General features: G+C 51.0%; 14 protein-coding genes. 11 read left to right on the forward strand and 3 right to left on the reverse strand.

The features are described from left to right. Positions 1-106 precede the first annotated feature (106 nt). Both POG22_RS04820 and POG22_RS04825 read right to left on the reverse strand, forming a co-directional pair. The gene (locus POG22_RS04820; RefSeq protein WP_498903918.1) at positions 107-577 is read right to left on the reverse strand and encodes a FixH family protein; all 471 of its coding nucleotides are present in this window, start codon (positions 575-577) and stop codon (positions 107-109) included. 87 nt (positions 578-664) lie between these two features. Beyond that, complete coding sequence (locus tag POG22_RS04825) at positions 665-2,476, reverse strand: efflux RND transporter periplasmic adaptor subunit (RefSeq protein WP_498903920.1); 1,812 nt, start codon at positions 2,474-2,476, stop codon at positions 665-667. A 379-nt stretch (positions 2,477-2,855) separates the two neighbouring features. On the opposite strand from POG22_RS04825, the gene POG22_RS04830 reads away from it, so the two are divergent. From POG22_RS04830 to POG22_RS04840, 3 genes are all read left to right on the forward strand, one after another. Beyond that, on the forward strand, positions 2,856-3,788 hold the full coding sequence (locus POG22_RS04830) for a caspase family protein (RefSeq protein ID WP_498903922.1): 933 nt from the start codon (positions 2,856-2,858) through the stop codon (positions 3,786-3,788). 29 nt (positions 3,789-3,817) lie between these two features. Continuing rightward, positions 3,818-4,237 carry a hypothetical protein gene (locus POG22_RS04835; RefSeq protein ID WP_498903923.1) on the forward strand — a complete coding sequence of 140 codons (420 nt, stop codon included), beginning with the start codon at positions 3,818-3,820 and terminating at the stop codon, positions 4,235-4,237. A gap of 76 nt (positions 4,238-4,313) precedes the next feature. Next, positions 4,314-4,955, forward strand: a complete 642-nt coding sequence (locus POG22_RS04840) for a Uma2 family endonuclease (RefSeq protein WP_498903925.1) — start codon at positions 4,314-4,316, stop codon at positions 4,953-4,955. 117 nt (positions 4,956-5,072) lie between these two features. Here POG22_RS04840 and POG22_RS04845 read toward each other — a convergent pair whose 3' ends face one another. Continuing rightward, positions 5,073-8,705 (reverse strand): HEAT repeat domain-containing protein, encoded by a 3,633-nt coding sequence (locus POG22_RS04845; RefSeq protein ID WP_498903926.1) that lies wholly within the window; start codon positions 8,703-8,705, stop codon positions 5,073-5,075. Between the two features lie 166 nt (positions 8,706-8,871). Here POG22_RS04845 and POG22_RS04850 point away from each other — a divergent pair, with 166 nt between their 5' ends. The 8 genes from POG22_RS04850 (at position 8,872) to hrcA (ending at position 16,589) form a co-directional block, all read left to right on the forward strand. After that, positions 8,872-9,105, forward strand: coding sequence for a hypothetical protein (locus POG22_RS04850; protein ID WP_150128734.1), 234 nt, complete (start codon positions 8,872-8,874; stop codon positions 9,103-9,105). Further along, complete coding sequence (locus POG22_RS04855; RefSeq protein WP_498903927.1) at positions 9,102-10,403, forward strand: ABC transporter substrate-binding protein; 1,302 nt, start codon at positions 9,102-9,104, stop codon at positions 10,401-10,403. Before POG22_RS04850 ends, POG22_RS04855 begins: the two co-directional genes overlap by 4 nt. Positions 10,404-10,459: 56 nt before the next feature. Further along, positions 10,460-11,368: a carbohydrate ABC transporter permease gene (locus tag POG22_RS04860; protein WP_017660326.1), complete on the forward strand. Its 909-nt coding sequence runs from the start codon at positions 10,460-10,462 to the stop codon at positions 11,366-11,368. Between the two features lie 46 nt (positions 11,369-11,414). Next, the gene (locus tag POG22_RS04865) at positions 11,415-12,284 is read left to right on the forward strand and encodes a carbohydrate ABC transporter permease (protein ID WP_017660325.1); all 870 of its coding nucleotides are present in this window, start codon (positions 11,415-11,417) and stop codon (positions 12,282-12,284) included. 23 nt (positions 12,285-12,307) lie between these two features. Further along, positions 12,308-12,787 carry a 2-amino-4-hydroxy-6-hydroxymethyldihydropteridine diphosphokinase gene (folK, locus tag POG22_RS04870; RefSeq protein ID WP_498903929.1) on the forward strand — a complete coding sequence of 160 codons (480 nt, stop codon included), beginning with the start codon at positions 12,308-12,310 and terminating at the stop codon, positions 12,785-12,787. Between the two features lie 33 nt (positions 12,788-12,820). Further along, a complete protein-coding gene (locus POG22_RS04875) occupies positions 12,821-13,384 on the forward strand; it encodes an NUDIX hydrolase (protein ID WP_017660323.1) in 564 nt (187 codons plus the stop codon). Positions 13,385-13,685: 301 nt separating this feature from the next. Continuing rightward, positions 13,686-15,134: a cryptochrome/deoxyribodipyrimidine photo-lyase family protein gene (locus POG22_RS04880; RefSeq protein ID WP_498903930.1), complete on the forward strand. Its 1,449-nt coding sequence runs from the start codon at positions 13,686-13,688 to the stop codon at positions 15,132-15,134. Between the two features lie 369 nt (positions 15,135-15,503). Then, positions 15,504-16,589 carry a heat-inducible transcriptional repressor HrcA gene (hrcA, locus tag POG22_RS04885; RefSeq protein WP_498903931.1) on the forward strand — a complete coding sequence of 362 codons (1,086 nt, stop codon included), beginning with the start codon at positions 15,504-15,506 and terminating at the stop codon, positions 16,587-16,589. Positions 16,590-16,751 lie beyond the last annotated feature (162 nt).

A 16,751-nucleotide genomic window follows, 5' to 3' on the forward strand; every position in this document is an offset into this window, starting at 1 on the left:
CACGCACCGCCCAACACCGCCCACATACAAGGGTGCATCTCGCAGTCGGAAAATCGGGCGGAAATCCGATTAATGTTGTCTTACCGGGAAACGCACCGACACATCATCAATTTCCGCTTTCGACCACGGTGATATCGAAAGCTTTTTCTCCCGATAGGGCGGGATCGGCGGATTCGACTTCCATCACCCACGCGCCCACCATGCCGAGGTTGGTTCGGACTTTATACTGTCCGGGCCGATCGCCCGGTTCGACTTTGGACATGGCGGTCATGGGTTCGGTTCCCTCCATTTCCATCCAAAATTCGACTTGTAAGTCTTCGACGGGAACGGGTTCGTTGGTGGCAGGATCGATCGCCTCCACGACGAATTCCGCATCGCCCATCGGCACCGAACCGTCCTCGGGGGAAACCAGGGCGATCGCCACTCCGTCTTCTGCGGTCGAAGCGTCGGTATTTGCTGCGGTATCGGTCGTCGTGGCGGCGGTATCGGCAGCCGTATCGCTGTCGGTCGGTGCGTTGTTGCTGCAAGCTGCGGTTAAGACGGCAACGGCAATCCAGAGAAAGAAGAATTTTTTCATCGAATATCTCAACTGTAGTTAATTGCGAAGGGGATTGAGGAACGAACGAAGTGTGAGAGTGGAAAATGCCCCGAGAAACTCGAAACCTTATTCCACCGACACGATCGTTAACGTTTGACCGGTGCGATCGCCCTCGTTGACTTCGACGGCGATGTGCCATTCCCCCGCCATACCGAAATGGGTTTCGACTCGAAACTGTCCGGGTCGGCCGGTGGGTTCGACATCGACTAGGGTGGTCATCGGTGCCATATTCGGCATGGGCATGGTGATATCGACCGTCACCTCCTCGACGGCGAGGGGATCTTGCGTTTCGGGGTCGCGCACTTCTAAGACGAATTCTGCGCTTCCCTTAGCGAAACTTTGGTTCGCATCGCGATCGACGATCGCCACGTTAACGTTGCCCTGGCTGCTGTCTCCCAGCATGGGAACGGGGTTTCCGTCCTCATCGACCACTGCCACCCGGACGCCGGGAACGAGACGGCTGTGACCGGAGGTAATCGCGCGATCGCCCGGATGCAAACCGCTGGTAATTTCAATGCGATCGCCGTTTACCATCCCCGTTTCGACGGTGTGACGTCGGGCGGTCGTTCCCTCCATCACCCACACAGAAGTCTCGCCATCGAACTCGACGACGGCAGTTTGAGGGACGGACAGGGTGTTGTTCTTCTGTTCGGTCAGCAGGGTCATTTCTAAAAACTGTCCCGATAACAGGCGGCCTTGAGGATTCTCCACTAGGGCTTCGACTGTAACCGTGCGCGTCTCGTTGTTGGTTTGGGGAAAAATACTGGTGACTTGCCCCTCGAGGGGAACTTGCGTCGCTCCAGGGACTCGGGCGCGTACGGGCGTCCCGATGCGGATGTATCCGGCGTCTTTCTGGGCGACGTTGGCTTGCAGGCGCACTCGGGAATAGTCGCCAATTTTCAAAACCCCCATACCCGGTTGGACGACGACGCCGGGATCGACCATACGAGTTTGGACGATGCCGCTGATGGGGGCTTGTAGGGTGGTGTATCCTTCCATAACCGAAGCCGTGTTGACTCTGGCCCGAGCTTGGCGGACTCGGGCGCGTTCGCGTTCGACTTGCATCCGCAACCGTTCCAGTTTGGCTCTGGCGCCTGCGATCGCGGCTTCTTTAGCAGCGACTTCGCTGGCAACGACATCGTACTCGTTTTGGGAGGTGGCCCCGGCTTCGGTCAGCATGGCAAAACGGTCTTTTTGAAGTTTGAGATAATTCAGTTCGGCTTGGAGTCGCGCGATTTCTTGGACTTGTTCGTCAATCTCGACTTGGCTGACGGCTAAATCGAGGCTCATCGTTTCGGCTTCGGCGGCGGCTTCGGCCAGTTCCGACGATCGCTCCTCGGCTGCCAGTCGTGCGAGGACTTGACCGGCGGCGACGCGATCGCCGACGTAGACGGAATAGTCGGTCAACTGTCCGGCCACTCGGGGATAGACAACGGCTTCTTGGTACGGGGCGATCGATCCGGTATAGGAAACACCCGCTTCAAATTCGCCCGGCTGTACCTCCTCGACGGTCACGGGAACTGGATTAAACGCCCCGTTGACCTGCATCATGTCGTCGTGAGACATTCCCGACATATCGTGGCCGTCCATGTCCTCCATCGAACCGGACGGCTCGAACTGTTGGGCGATCGACAGGATACCGCCGCTGAGAGCTGCAAAAATCCCTAAACCGAGTAAGACTTTGCCATACTGTCTCCATCGCGACGGCGAAGATTTCGATTCGGGAGCGTGAGAGTTCGAGAGTGGAGCGTCCAATTGAGGTGAGGTCGAATCGGGTATCGGGTGTTGAGACGGCTCTAGATTGGCGAGCAAACTGTCTGGAGCCTCTGCCTGAGAGCCGTTGGGGTCTTCGTGGGGTGAGGGAGGTGGCACAGACATGGGACATCCGCCGTGAAGAGTTGCTGTGCCTGCTAAGATATCGGGCAATTGTGAAACTGGAATGAAATTCCTCGAGCGATGATAGGGAGAGCAGGGGGGATAACCGGATGATGAGATGACCTGGAGTGTTGACTACGCAAAAGAGTCCTGATTCCTACAGAGGAAACGGGAAAGCCAGAAAAATTGGTTGGGCGGTTTTAGCCGTTTTAACGAGCGTTTTTTTGTAGTGCCGGTAACGTTTCTTCGCCACCGGTCAGAAAGGTCGGGGGGTCTGGGCTGACCACGAGGCCATCCCAGGGATTTTCCGTATTGGTTGTGTAGGACGAGCCGGAGTCCCTAACAGCGTTTCCTTCCGATAGTAGTGGATGAGTTTTTGCGGATGAGCCAGTTGTTTACAGACGGTCACGCTTGTATCGTCGGAGTCGGAGCGGATTTGCCCAACACCGTCAACGATGCGGTGGGTCTGGCCGATCTTCTCAAAAACCCGGAACGGTGCGCCTATCCACCGGAGCAAGTGCAGTTACTGACCGAGGAACAGGCAGCTAAAACCAACGTACTCGATGCGTTGGATAAGTTGGCTGCGACAACGACAGCCACTTCAACGGTCATCGTGTATTTTTCCGGACATGGCTATAAACTCAGCCATCCGATGATGGGCGATCGCTATGTTTTGATCCCCTACGGCTACGATCTAAACAAACTCGCAAACACGACGATCTCAGGCGATGAGTTCGTTGCTAAACTGCGATCGATTCCTGCAAAAAAATTCTTGCTACTGTTGGATTGTTGCCATGCGGGTGGGTTAGGCGATCTCTCCGAGGTCGGCTTGGCTGCGGAAAAAGCTCCTTTACCACCAGAAGCTCGGGCCTTATTTGAAAAAGGCAAAGGGCGAATTGTTATCGCCTCGTCCAAAGCCGATGAAAAATCTTGGGCAGGAAAACCTTACAGTGCGTTCACCCTAGCACTCGTCGAAGCCTTGGCGGGACAGGGGGCATCGGTCAAGGACGGTTACGTGCGAGTTGCAGATGTGGCGATGTATGCGCGTGAGGTCGTCCCTCGTCGCACGAGGAACAGACAACATCCTATCTTGAACTTTGAAGGCGCGGATAATTTTCATCTAGCCTACTACGCTGGAGGAGAACCCGAGCCGAAAGGCTTGCCCTATGAGGGAGAACCCGAAATTGAGATGGAGTCGGCCGATCGCGATCGCCCCCAGACTCAGATTAATCAAAACGTCAACCAGCGTGGGAAGTACAACCTTAATGTCGGCAACACCAGCAGATTTCGGATTGGGGACGATACGAAGCCATAAGCTGAGATGAAGCGAGTGTTAGAGGTGGTATGACAGACTCCCAAGTAACCCTTTCTATTACCGTGCAGCGTCAGGACAACGGACAGTATGTTTGCCAGTTGTCCCCTTCTCTGAGCGACGCTCCCCGAGAAGACATCCAGTGCTACGGTCAAACGAAGGAACACGCGATCGCCATTGCCCTGGAAACCCTCGCCGACGACTATCGCCGCATTGCCGAGGAGCAGCAAAACCTGGATTGGGATGCAGTCGAGCGATCGCCTGCTGGGGAAGCGATCGCCCAGCGTTATCATGTCGTTCTGCACTACGAACGCATTGCGGAGGATACGTCGAAGTTTGAAGCAATGCACAATACGATTCTGGGGAATACGGTCGTGGAGAATGCCAAAATCTCGATAATCGAGATCGATGCCGATTTGCCAGTGGAGCCGTTGACGAGATCGTGGGAGTAAACGGGAAATTGAAAACTGCTCCCAAAGCCGGACTGTATAAAATAAAGGTATCGAATTCTGAGGAGGCATTGCGATCGTGGTCGCTACCCCCGGACTTTCCCGCTTGACTCCCCAAGAATATTTTGACTGGGAAGAGCAGCAAGAATTACGCCACGAATATTTCGATGGCGAAGTGTTTGCGATGACGGGGGGTTCCCTCGCCCACGCAGATATTGCCCTGAACGTTGCCACTCTCCTGCGAACGCACCTGCGAGGACGCTGCAAAGTGAGAAACTCGGATGCGAGGGTTGGGATTACTGAAAACGGCCCCTTCGTCTATCCCGATGTCAGCGTGACCTGCGACGATCGCGATCGAACGGCTCGGCAGTTTTCCCGCTATCCCTGCTCGATCGTGGAAGTGGTTTCTCCGAGTACGGAAGCCTACGACCGAGGTGGTAAGTTTGCGCTTTATCGCCGTCTGGAAAGCTTGCAAGAGTACGTTTTAATCGGGTCGGACAGCAAAACCGTGGATGTTTTTCGGCGCGATCGTCAGGGAGTTTGGACGTTTGTACCCTACAGTGAAGGTGACGAGATCGAACTCGCAAGCGTGGGGTTGACCGTTGCGATCGATGCGATTTACGAAGATGTGGTGTTGGAGCGATCGGAAAGGGTGCATCTCAATGAGTGCAAAAACATCAGTTTGGGGTGGCAAAATTCCCGATTAGCACTTCCGGTATAAGATCCCCGGCATCTTGGAGATGCCGGGGATCTGGAAATTGAGTGCGCCCAATTCGATGAATTTACATTTTTGAGATGCACCCGATCGGAAACGCCAGTCATTCCTGAGAGCGGGAATCTAGAACGGCCGTCGGGATGAATGAAATGCTTGGAAAAAATCTGGGTAAGGCAGAGTTTCGGCACATTTCATCATGAGTTCGTAGGCTTCTTCCGTTCGTAAGTGGTGGTGGAGCGATCGTACCAACGTCCGAGTTGCTGATTCGTTGCTAGTTCCAATTTGCTCCAAATTCTTAGCTAGACTCCTACAGGTAAGTCCACTTTGAGAAGAATCTAACAATTTTACCAGTGCCTCAATCGCTTTCTCATTGCCAGGATCGATTTTAGACAAGCTCTCAGCCGCAATTTGACGAGTATATTCATCGCGAGAAGAGTCTAAAAAAGTTGTCAGTGAGCCAATTACCGTTTGGTTTCTGACTCCAATTTTCCCTAAACTCTTAGCCGCACTTCTACGGTCAGATTGACTCTGGGACGAGTCTAATAACTCTACCAACGCCTCAATAGCCTTTTCGTTGTTAGGGGCAATGTTTACCAAGCTTTTAGCAATCTTAATTCGCATAAAATCATTCTGGTGAATGTCTAAAAAATTCACCAATACTTGGATTGCTTTCTCATTATTTGCTCCGATTTTTCCTAAAGTTTCAACTGCATTATTTAAATATATATCGATATTTATTTGCTGCTGTAAATACGATTTTTCAACAAACTCGCTTTGCGGATCGCTTGTCCTAAAATCTTTGAAGCTCAATTGTTTCCATGGCTTGGTTATTATTTCTAGTCGATCGAGTATTTTTTGATAATCCCATATTTTGTGCGCTAAAATTTTGATTACTATATCGTTCTCTGGATCGATTTTAATTAGAGTTTCAGCCACTCTCAAGTAAGTCAATTCATCTGTTGATGATTCTAGCAAGTTTGTTAGTAGCCGAATGGCTGTTTGACTGTTTGCTCCAATTTTTATAAGATTTTTGGTTACTGTCTTATGAAAAAAGTTTTCATACAAGAATCTTTCATAAGGAAAGAGAAAGTTTTTTTGGGGAGAGTCTAACAGCCGAACTAGTTGAGCGATTGCTTCTTCATTGCCAGGTTCAATTTTCCCCAAGATTTCAATTGCCCTCAAGCAGATCTCTCGATCTTGGCAAGAATCCAACAAAGATATCAGTAATCGAATTGCTGTCTGGTTATTAGGATTCACATCAATTAAACTCTCAGCTATCATTAGGAAGTTCCATAAATCTCGATCCATTCCTAATAAATTCACGAACGACTGGATTGCTTTTTCGTTGCCAGGATCGATTTTTCCTAAAATTTTGGCAGCTCTCCAGCAAGTATCTTCATCTTCTGACATATCTAGTAGTTGTGACAGTGCTTTAATAGCAATTGCGTTTCCGGATTCCAGATTGACTAAACTATGGACTGCCCTACTACGAGTGAATACATAATTAGAAGAATTTAATAGTTGTACTAGGACACTGATTGCAGTCTCGTTACGAGAATCAATTTTGATTAAGATATCAGCAGCTTTCCAGCGCGTATCTTCATCTTTATGACTGCTTAAAATTTGTGTCAGTTTCTTAATTAATCTTTCATTACCTATTCCAATTTGCTGTAGGGTTTTCTCGATACTGACAAGAACATAGAATTTTTCTTTGGATTGTTCTGGATCTTCTAATAAATCCATAAATACTTCAATCACTTTTTGAGAATCTGTATGACTTAGAAATTTTTCTGCATAGTTAGCTCTAATTTTTATTCTTACTAAACCATATAAAAAGATATAGCAGAGTTGTTTTTTCCAGTTAGAGATGTTATACGACCACTGAATTAGCCGATCGATAATTTCATCGGCATAGGTACAGTCTTTGAACTCATAAATTCCTTCTGCTGCCAACAAAAAAGCGCGATCGCTATAAAAGCCTTTACACCCATCCTTAAACGTCACCATTGCGTGAATCAACGCATCTTTTGAAAACTTACCTATATCTTTACGCCCTAACCACAGCAAAAAAACTTGCTTCCACTGCGGCTCAAAAATTCGATAGCTTGCTCCTGTTTTGAATGGATTTTTGGGGATATGATTTAGGAAAAAGTGCCGATCACCGATGCCTAAAGCAGCAAAATACTCTTCAAAAGTCGTGTGGTAGAAAGCATACACCGCTTGCTCTGGGTCGTCTGCATCCACTCCAACTTTATTCAGCCAACCAATTTCCATTGCCAGATCGAATAGCGTTTTGCGCTCTTCTGGCAGCGATCGATCCAGATAACGTTTCACAAACCTCTCACGCAGTCGAAACCGAGTCTGCTGACCTCCTACGTCATCGATCGCATCTCGAGAAAGTTCTGCTAAGGCTCGATTCAATTGCTTCCGTTGCTCCGGTGTCGTCGGAAACTGCCCCTGCTTCCATTCATAAATACGATTCACAAACCGTTCGTACAACTCCGCCTGGGTTTCCGGCAACTGTCCCTGCTGCAAATACCAACTGAAACACAGCAAAGTCAACCGCAAGGGATTCTTTACCAGATCGCGAATGCGCTCCCTTCCCGGTTCTTTCAGTGCAGCACACAACGCTCGACCCAAATCGGCTTTCTCCCGTGGCGCAAACCATCGTTCGACGAACTGCTCCACCTGCTCCGGGTAGGAAAACTCCAAAGTTCGATAGGTATCGAAGCCAGTTAACGCATTGCGATCTCCGTCCCACAAATTCAACCGACAGGTCAGGAGAATTTTTGCCTGTTGCAACCATCCTCCCTCTTGTATTTGACGTTGAATTTCACTTAAGGGGTTGCCAGACACCTGCATCTCATCCAGACCGTCCAGCAGCAGCCAGACTCGTCCACGCTTGAACTGAGATGCAAAGTGTTGTTTGTCGGCTGGAGAAACGCCCGCTCCGCCTGCTTCACGAATCACCCGTTGCAGCCATCGGTTTTCCAAGTAGGTTTCCAACCTATCGCCTTGCAACTCTGTCAGGGAAACCCAGATCGCGATCGAGTCTGGAAATTGGGTCGATACCCACCGGGAAATCTGCTGAAGTAGAGTTGTCTTTCCCGCTCCCGGTTCGCCAATAATCGCAAGCCGCTTCCCCTGACTCTTGGGACTCTGTCCTTGTTGTAAAACTTGTTTCAGAAATTCTTCGTGTTCGTATCGTTTCGTAATCTCGACTTCCTGTTCCTGCTCAGATTCGCGAGGCGATCGCTCTTTTCCCTCTTCCTGCTTTAGCTTAGGATCGCGAGGCGATCGCTCTTTTTTCCCACCTTCTCGATAGAGTTCTGACCCCTGTTCTGGAGGTACGTCCTCTTTGCGGCGAGGCACTTTCTTCCGTTCCACCAATCCCAGCGGTACATAGACCTGCTCGACTTGGTAAGCAATATCCTCACCTCGAGTCATCAGGTTCGTGGTGAGCTGGAACCGTTCTTCCAGCAGCGTTCGACTGACCTCTGGCCAGTTGATGTCTAGAGGTGGAGGGGGAAGCTGCGATCGTAACAACTCCCGAATTTCAACCAACACGCTCGTGTCGAGGCGATCGAGCCTATCCCCAATCGAGACTCCAGACCCCTCGCCGATGTTGACGTTGTACTTTCCACGCTGCTCGACATGCTGCTTGACATACCGCTCGATCAAGTTAACGACCAGCGGTCCATCACTCATTTTGACCCAGTTCTGAAGTTCAGCCAGCAGTTTGTTACGATCCGCCATCAGGAGCCGCTCCAGTCTCCAAGGCTATGCGATATCGCGTATCTACTCCATTCTACGCCGCCATTTCGAGGGCAATTCTCTCGAATCAGGAGTTTGCGAGCAGAGCGATCGCACTCAGGCTACGTTTCTCCGTCAGCATTGAGGACTCAAATTGAGGGCGAATCCCTTGTCGGTAGTGCTGCATTCTAACGATGACGGTGTGCAAAAAGATAAGAGGTCGAACGCAAAAGCAGCATTACTTTTCATCGCGATCCATCTCCTCACCTGCCATCGTCAGATGACGAGATGGGAAGATGATGAGACACTAGAGGGCAAGCAAGCACAAAAGGCATTGCTGCGAAGATTGCTAAAACAACAGCATGAGATGGGCAATGTCGTTCGCGACAAACGATATCAATGACTGTTCGATCGCTATCTCGATTTTGGAATTTTTTGCGAAGCAACGGTGGATTTTATCTGGCGGTTGCTGCGATCGCGTTGGTTCTCGTTCTGGGAATCCACAATCTCGCCTTTAGCCAACGACCGGTTAAAGTTAGCATATTGATGCAGGCGTTAGAAGCGGCTCAGTGGCAATCGATCGTGGAGGAGTTCGAGGAACAGAATCCCGACATCGATTTACATATTGTCGAAGGCCCCAACGCCAGCAATTTGGTTGAAGATCTTTACACGTCTTCGTTTTTGCTGGGCGATTCTCCTTACGATTTGGTTTACATGGACATCGTCTGGACGCCGAAATTCGCCGCTGCGGGTTGGTTGACGGATTTGAGCGATCGCATCTCGGACGAAGAACTCTCTGAATTTCTCGACGGAGACGTTAACGGCGGACGCTATAACGACAAACTGTATCGCATTCCCTTTCGCTCCGATGCCGGAATGCTGTACTATCGCACCGATCTCCTCGAAGCGGGAGGATTCGAGCCACCCGAAACGGTCGAGGATTTAAACCGCATTTCCCAAGCCTTGATGGAAAACGACCGAGTGGAGTGGGGCTATGTCTGGCAGGGAAAACAATACGAAGGCTTGTCGGCCATGTTCGTCGAAATCCTCGAAGGCTTTGGCGGATTTTGGATCGATCCCGAGACTCAAGATGTGGGACTCGATGCGCCCGAGGCGATCGCAGCGGTCGATTTTCTGACGAACACCCTCGAAAACGGCATTTCACCTCCCGGCGTTACTACCTACCAGGAAGAGGAAGCCCGACGCTTTTTCCAAAACGGGAAAGTGGCCTTCATGCGAAACTGGCCCTACGTCTGGACCCTGGCGAACGCGGACGATTCCCCGGTTGCGGGCAAAATTGCTATTAAACCGATGATTCATCAAGCCGGACACGGTAGCGGTGCGTGTCAAGGGGGCTGGGGCTTAGGCATCGTCAACACGACCCCACACCCGGAAGAAGCCTGGCGGGTTATCGAGTTTATCACCAGCAGAGCTTCGCAAAAACAGTTCGTTCTAGAAACGGGCTACGTTCCGAGTCGGCGATCGCTGTTTACCGATCCCGATATCGTGGCTAAATACGCTCACTATCCCCAACTATTAGAAGTACAGGAAAAGTCGGTATTGCGTCCGCCCATCGCCCAATATGCCCAAGCGTCGGACATCCTGCAACGATACCTCAGCTCGGCACTGACCGATCGCCTGAGTCCTGAAGAGGCGATGCGAAAAGCGGCTGAAGAAACGCGACGCTTGTTAGGACGTTAAACCGTAAAGTGCTAAAGGTCGATCGCCAGCGATTACTCGAGGACAGGTTTTTATTTATGAGTGGAAGCAACATCCGAGACAGACAGCGTTTGACGGGATGGGTTCTCGTCACGCCAGCGTTGTTAATTCTCCTCCTCGTCTACGCCTATCCTATCGGACGGGCGTTTTGGCTGAGTTTGTTTACGCAAAATTTGGGAACGGAACTCGAAGCCGTCTTTAGCGGTTTGAGTAACTACGCCCGAATTTGGGGAGACGGGGCGTTTTGGAACAGCATCGTCAACACCACGATTTTTACGGTCGTGGCGTTGGTGTTAGAACTCGTGTTCGGTATGGCGATCGCCTTGGTTCTCGATCGCTCGTTTCGCGGTCGCGGCACAGTTCGCACCATCGCCATTATCCCCTGGGCGCTCCCCACGGCCATCATGGCTTTGGCGTGGACGTGGATTTTTAACGATCGATACGGGGTTCTCAACGATATTTTGATGCGGTTGGGACTCATCGACACGGGGATTAATTGGTTGGGAAATCCTACCCTGGCCATGGTGTCGGTGATTGTGGCGGACGTGTGGAAAACCACCTCGTTCGTCAGTATCTTGCTGCTGGCGGGGTTGCAGTCGATCCCTCAAGATCTCTACGAAGCCCATGCGATCGAAGGGGCGACCCCCTGGCAGAGTTTCCGTCAAATTACGCTCCCGTTGTTGATGCCGCAAATCCTCATCGCGTCTCTGTTTCGCTTCGCCCAGTCCTTTGGCGTCTTCGACTTGATTCAGGTGATGACGGGGGGCGGCCCGGCCGGGGCGACGGAAATGGTCTCGCTCTATATTTACAGTACGGTGCGCCGCTATCTCGACTTCGGCTACGGTGCGGCGTTGGTGGTGGTAACGTTTTTAATTCTGATCGCGGTGGTGGCGTTTACGTTCTATTTGTTGGAGAAGGTTCGCAAGTCGGCAGGGGTGGATATTTAGGAACTTTCTGCACCACACCAGACACAGAGAAGACAGAGGATTTGAGATGACTTTAACGCAATCGTCTAAAAAAACGAGCGGCTTTTCTTGGAAAGTTCTGATTTTACCAGTTTCGGTTTTTCTGGTGGTCGCGTTTAGTTTGGGGCCGATTTTGTGGCAGTTTTTAACGTCGGTAAAAACGAACGAGGCGATCGTCGCAATTCCTAACGTTTACTTTCCGTCTTTCGACCAATTAACCCTCAATCACTATATTGAATTGTTCGCGAGACGGCCGTTTTTACGCTATATCTTCAACAGCGCGTTTGTGGCGTTTACATCGACGTTGCTCTGTTTGGGCTTCGGCGCACCGGCAGCGTATGCCTTGGCTCGGCTGAAAATTCCAGGGCGTCAATTGATTTTGACGGGAGTTTTAATTGTTACGCTATTTCCCTATATTTTGTTGTTCTTGGGATTGCTGGAACTGGTCAAAGCTCTAAATTTGGGAAATAATTATTTGGCGTTGATCGTCCCGTATACGGCGATTAATTTACCGCTGACGATCCTCGTGATGCGAAGTTTCTTTCAGCAACTTCCGAAAGATTTGGAAGATTCGGCAAAAGTAGACGGGTACGGAACGGTGGGAATGTTATTAAAAATCGTCTTACCGATGACGTTGCCAGCATTAGTGACGACGGGAATTTTGACGTTTATTTTTTCGTGGAACGAGTTTATTTTCGCACTGACGTTTATCACCGTCGAAGAGATGAAAACGCTGCCGGTGGCAGCAGCGCAATTGGGGGGAGCGTCGATTTTCGAGATTCCGTACGGCACGATCGCAGCGGCGACAGTTTTGGGAACGGTGCCGTTGGTGGTGTTAGTGTTGTTCTTCCAGCGTAAAATCGTTCAAGGGTTGACTGCTGGTGCAGTAAAAGGATAAGTCAAAAGGATTTTTAGGCGTTCATGGTAGAGCGAGCGGCGATCGCACTCGGCAGTAATTTAGGTGATTCGTTGGGGATTTTGACGGGTGCTTTAACCCGGTTGTTCGGACATTCCCAGATTGCGGAAGTGGTGCGATCGCCTTGGTATCGAACGAAACCCGTCGGACCGCCTCAACCGGAGTATCTCAACGGTTGCGTCGTAGCCGAGGTGACGCTGTCTCCTGAAGAACTCCTCGACGTACTGTTGAAAATCGAGGTGCAGTTCGATCGCGTTCGTCGCCAACGCTGGGGACCGCGTACCTTGGATTTAGATTTGATTTTTTACGGCGATCGCGTGACAGACACGCCGAAGTTGCAACTCCCTCACCCCCGTTTCCGCGATCGCGCGTTCGTCTTGGTTCCTCTAGCAGACGTTGCCCCCCATTGGCTCGATCCGGTATCGGGTCAGTCTGTCACAGATTTACTGAAAGCGGTAGACTGTTCCGACGTGCGCCTGTTATAAGGTGACAATTCGTACCGTAAAAATGGGGTTTTCATGTCTCTCGGTCAAGAACTTCCGCAAATTCTCCAACAACGTCTCTTTTTTTCCGGCCGTAAATTTAATTTCGAGGTCAATCGCTTGCGCCTTCCGAACGGTGCTGAAGGAGATTGGGAATGCGTTCGCCATCCCGGTGGGGCGCTCGCAGTTCCCGTCACGACAGACGGCAAGTTAGTCTTAGTTCGTCAGTACCGTTTTGCCGTGTGCCGTCGGATTTGGGAGTTTCCCGCTGGAACGGTCGAACCGAACGAAGATCCCAAACAGACCATTCAACGAGAAATTGAAGAAGAAACGGGATATCGTGCGACAACTTGGCAAAAGTTGGGTCAATTTATCCTCGCACCGGGATATTCAGACGAGATTATTTATGCTTTTTTAGCGTTGGGCTTAGAAAAGTTAGAGGTGTGCCCCGATCGAGATGAAGATGAAGATATAGAGGTTGTTTTGATGGCGCCGGAAGAACTAGAAAAAGCGATTTTGGAAGGAGAACCAGTCGATGCAAAATCGATTTCGAGCTTTTTCTTAGCCAAACCGTTTTTGACGCGCTCTGTGGGTTCTTAAGGTTGCATTTTTTGCTGTGGTTATCGTTTTTTTTCCATTAAATTGCTATAACGCCTCAGATTTGCTGGGGCTTTGTTTTTGTATGAGTTTTTTGCGTAAAAACACGGCTAAAGCCGAAAAAATAATTTAAAAATGCCGCGAATTTCGTGATGGCTTGTGTAGATCCCTCAATAGTCTATGCGTAAAAATACGGATAACTTCTCGATAGATAAATGGTACAATAAATATTTAAACGGTCGTGCGAAGTCGATTGTTGCAAGGGATACCGTCTAAAATTTTTAACATATTCAATTCAGTTAATATGAGCGATTCGATTTTATTTTGGCATCGCCGAGACCTACGCATCTCGGATAATATCGGCTTAGCTCGAGCCTTCGATCGCAGTGCCAAGATCGTGGGAGTATTTTGCCTCGATCCGGAGATTTTAGAGCGCGACGATATCGCTTCCGTTCGCGTTAGTTACCTAATCGGCTGCCTGAAAGAGCTACAACAATCCTACGAACTCGTTGGGAGCGAATTACTGGTGTTTCGTGGCCGTCCAGTCGAGATTTTGCCCGAACTGGCCGAGCGTCTCAATGCCACCGCCATCTACTGGAACCGAGATGTCGAACCTTACGCCAAGGAACGCGATCGCACCGTAACCGAAGCTTTGAAAGACAGGGGAATCGAAGCCTCGACCTTTTGGGACCAACTGCTTCACCCACCCGGAGAGGTGTTGACCGGATCCTCGGGCGTCGTCAAACCCTACACCGTCTATACCCCCTACTGGAAAAACTGGAGCCGCCAACCGAAACCCCAACCCGTTCAGACGCCGCGAAACTTGCAGGGGTTGACGGAAGACGAACGCCACCTCACGCACAAACTCGGGGCGATCGACCTTCCCACCGCCGAAGAACTCGGCTTTCACTGGGACGGGCCGTTAATTCTAGAACCGGGAGAAGACGCCGCCTTAGAACAATTAGAAGACTTCATCGATCGCGCCCTCCTCGACTATGGAGAACAACGGGACTATCCTTTTTCCGACGGAACGTCCCGCCTCAGTCCCGCCTTGAAATTCGGCGCGATCGGCATTCGCCGCGTCTGGGCTGCCGCCGCCGCCGTTTGGGAAGAAGCCCGCAGCGACGAAGCTCGAGACAACGTCGAGACTTGGCAGCAAGAATTAGCATGGCGCGAGTTCTATCAAACGGTCATGTACTTTTTCCCCGAACTGGCAGAGGGGCCGTACCGCAAGCCCTGGCAAGATTTCCCTTGGGACAACGACGAAGAACGCTTTCAAGCTTGGTGTGACGGACGCACGGGATATCCGATCGTCGATGCTGCCATGCGCCAACTCAACGAAACCGGTTGGATGCACAATCGCTGTCGCATGATCGTCGCTAGTTTTCTGACGAAAGATTTGATAATCGATTGGCGGTGGGGCGAGAAGTACTTCATGCAGCATTTGATCGACGGGGATCTCTCGTCCAATAACGGCGGTTGGCAGTGGAGTGCCTCCAGTGGGATGGACCCGAAACCGATGCGGGTGTTCAACCCCTACACGCAGACGAAAAAATACGATCGCGAGGCGGAGTATATTCGTCAGTGGTTGCCCGAGTTATCGTCGCTGGATACGGCGGATTTGGTGACGGGGAAAATTTCACCGCTCGATCGCGAAGCCTGCGGCTATCCCGCCCCCATCGTAGACCACAGCGTTCAGCAGCGTAAGTTCAAGCAATTGTACAAAGAACAAAAGGAGATCGTCGGTCGATAAGGGGATGATGGGATGATGGGATGATGGGATGATGGGATGATGGGAAACCTCCCCATCTCCCCGCTGTTGACTGGTGACTGGTGAGCCAACCCTACATTTTCCTCACACCGTCGGCGATCGTTTTCACCGAGTCTTTACAGATCTTCATTGAGATTATAAAAATTTAATTAAATTTTTGCCGACAGACACCACAAGGGTCTCTAAAATTCGGTCGTTGCTAATCGTTCGCCCTGAACTGCCATCGCCGAATTTCTCGGTTTATCATGTTAAGAACCATATGCCGTCAATAGCTCGAATCGATCGAACTTCCCTAATCTGCGATCGCACGCCGTCTAACCAACCGTTGTGAAAAACGACAATTTGACCTCGATGTTTGGGCCAGTGGAGTTAACCGCGCGACAACAGCATATTCTCTGGGCAACCGTTCGCCACTACGTCGCCACAGCCGAACCCGTCGGCTCGAAGGCGTTGGCAGAGGAATACAACCTCAGCGTCAGTTCGGCGACCATTCGCTCGGGGATGGGATTGCTCGAAAAAGCCGGATTGTTGTATCAACCGCACACCTCCGCCGGACGAGTTCCATCGGATTCAGGATATCGCGTGTACGTCGATCGCCTGATGCAGCCGTCGGAGCGTCGAGCCGAACGCACGGAAAAATTACTCGGACAACAGTTGCAATGGGATAATTGGAGTCTCGAAGCGTTACTGCGCGGTGCAGCTCAGATTCTCTCAAAATTGAGCGGTTACATCGCCTTAATTACGTTACCGCAATCTCAAATCGCACAACTGCGACACCTACAACTGATTCAAGTCGATCCGGGTCAGATCATGCTGATTGCGGTGACGGACGTTTACGAAACCCAATCGACGTTGGTGACGCTGCAACAGGACGAAGACAACAGCTATCCTGACTCCGAACTGCTCGATCGCGAACTGCAAATCCTCTCGAACTTCCTCAACGCGCAGTTACGGGGACGGCCGATTGCAGATCTGGCCGATCTCGATTGGGGAGAACTCGATCGCGAATTTCAACGCTACGCCGACAGCCTGAAAACCCTCTTTTCCGATTTAGTGCGGCGGCTGCAAACCCCGACGGTGGTTCCCATCGCCATCAGCGGTATCGCCGACGTTTTGAGATTGCCAGAATTTGCCGAACTGCAACAGGTTCAGCCGTTGATGCACCTCCTCGAAGACGAACCGGAACAGCTATTTCCCCTCGTGTTCGAGCCAGCGGACTCCACCACCACCCGAAAACGAGTCAACGTCCGTATCGGTTCGGAAAATCCCCTCGAACCCATTCGCACCTGTACCCTGGTGTCTGCTACCTATCGTCGCGGTTTCCATCCCGTCGGAAGCGTCAGTCTGCTAGGACCGACTCGTATGATGTACGAAGACTCGATTTCCATGGCCGAAGCCGCCGCGAATTACCTTTCGGAACGATTGGGAAATGGTTGATAGTTGATAGGGAGAGGGGAATAGGGAACGGGGAACGGGGAACGGGGAATAGGGAACGGGGAATAGGGAACGGGGAACAGGGAACGGGGAACGGGGAACGGGGTTTTCCTTGTCTCACCCCTTCTCCCCCTCTCCCCCTCTCCCCCTCTCCCTTGCTCCAAA

Origin of the sequence: Geitlerinema sp. CS-897, from assembly GCF_028368005.1 — a bacterium.
GTDB lineage: Bacteria > Cyanobacteriota > Cyanobacteriia > Cyanobacteriales > Geitlerinemataceae > Baaleninema > Baaleninema simplex.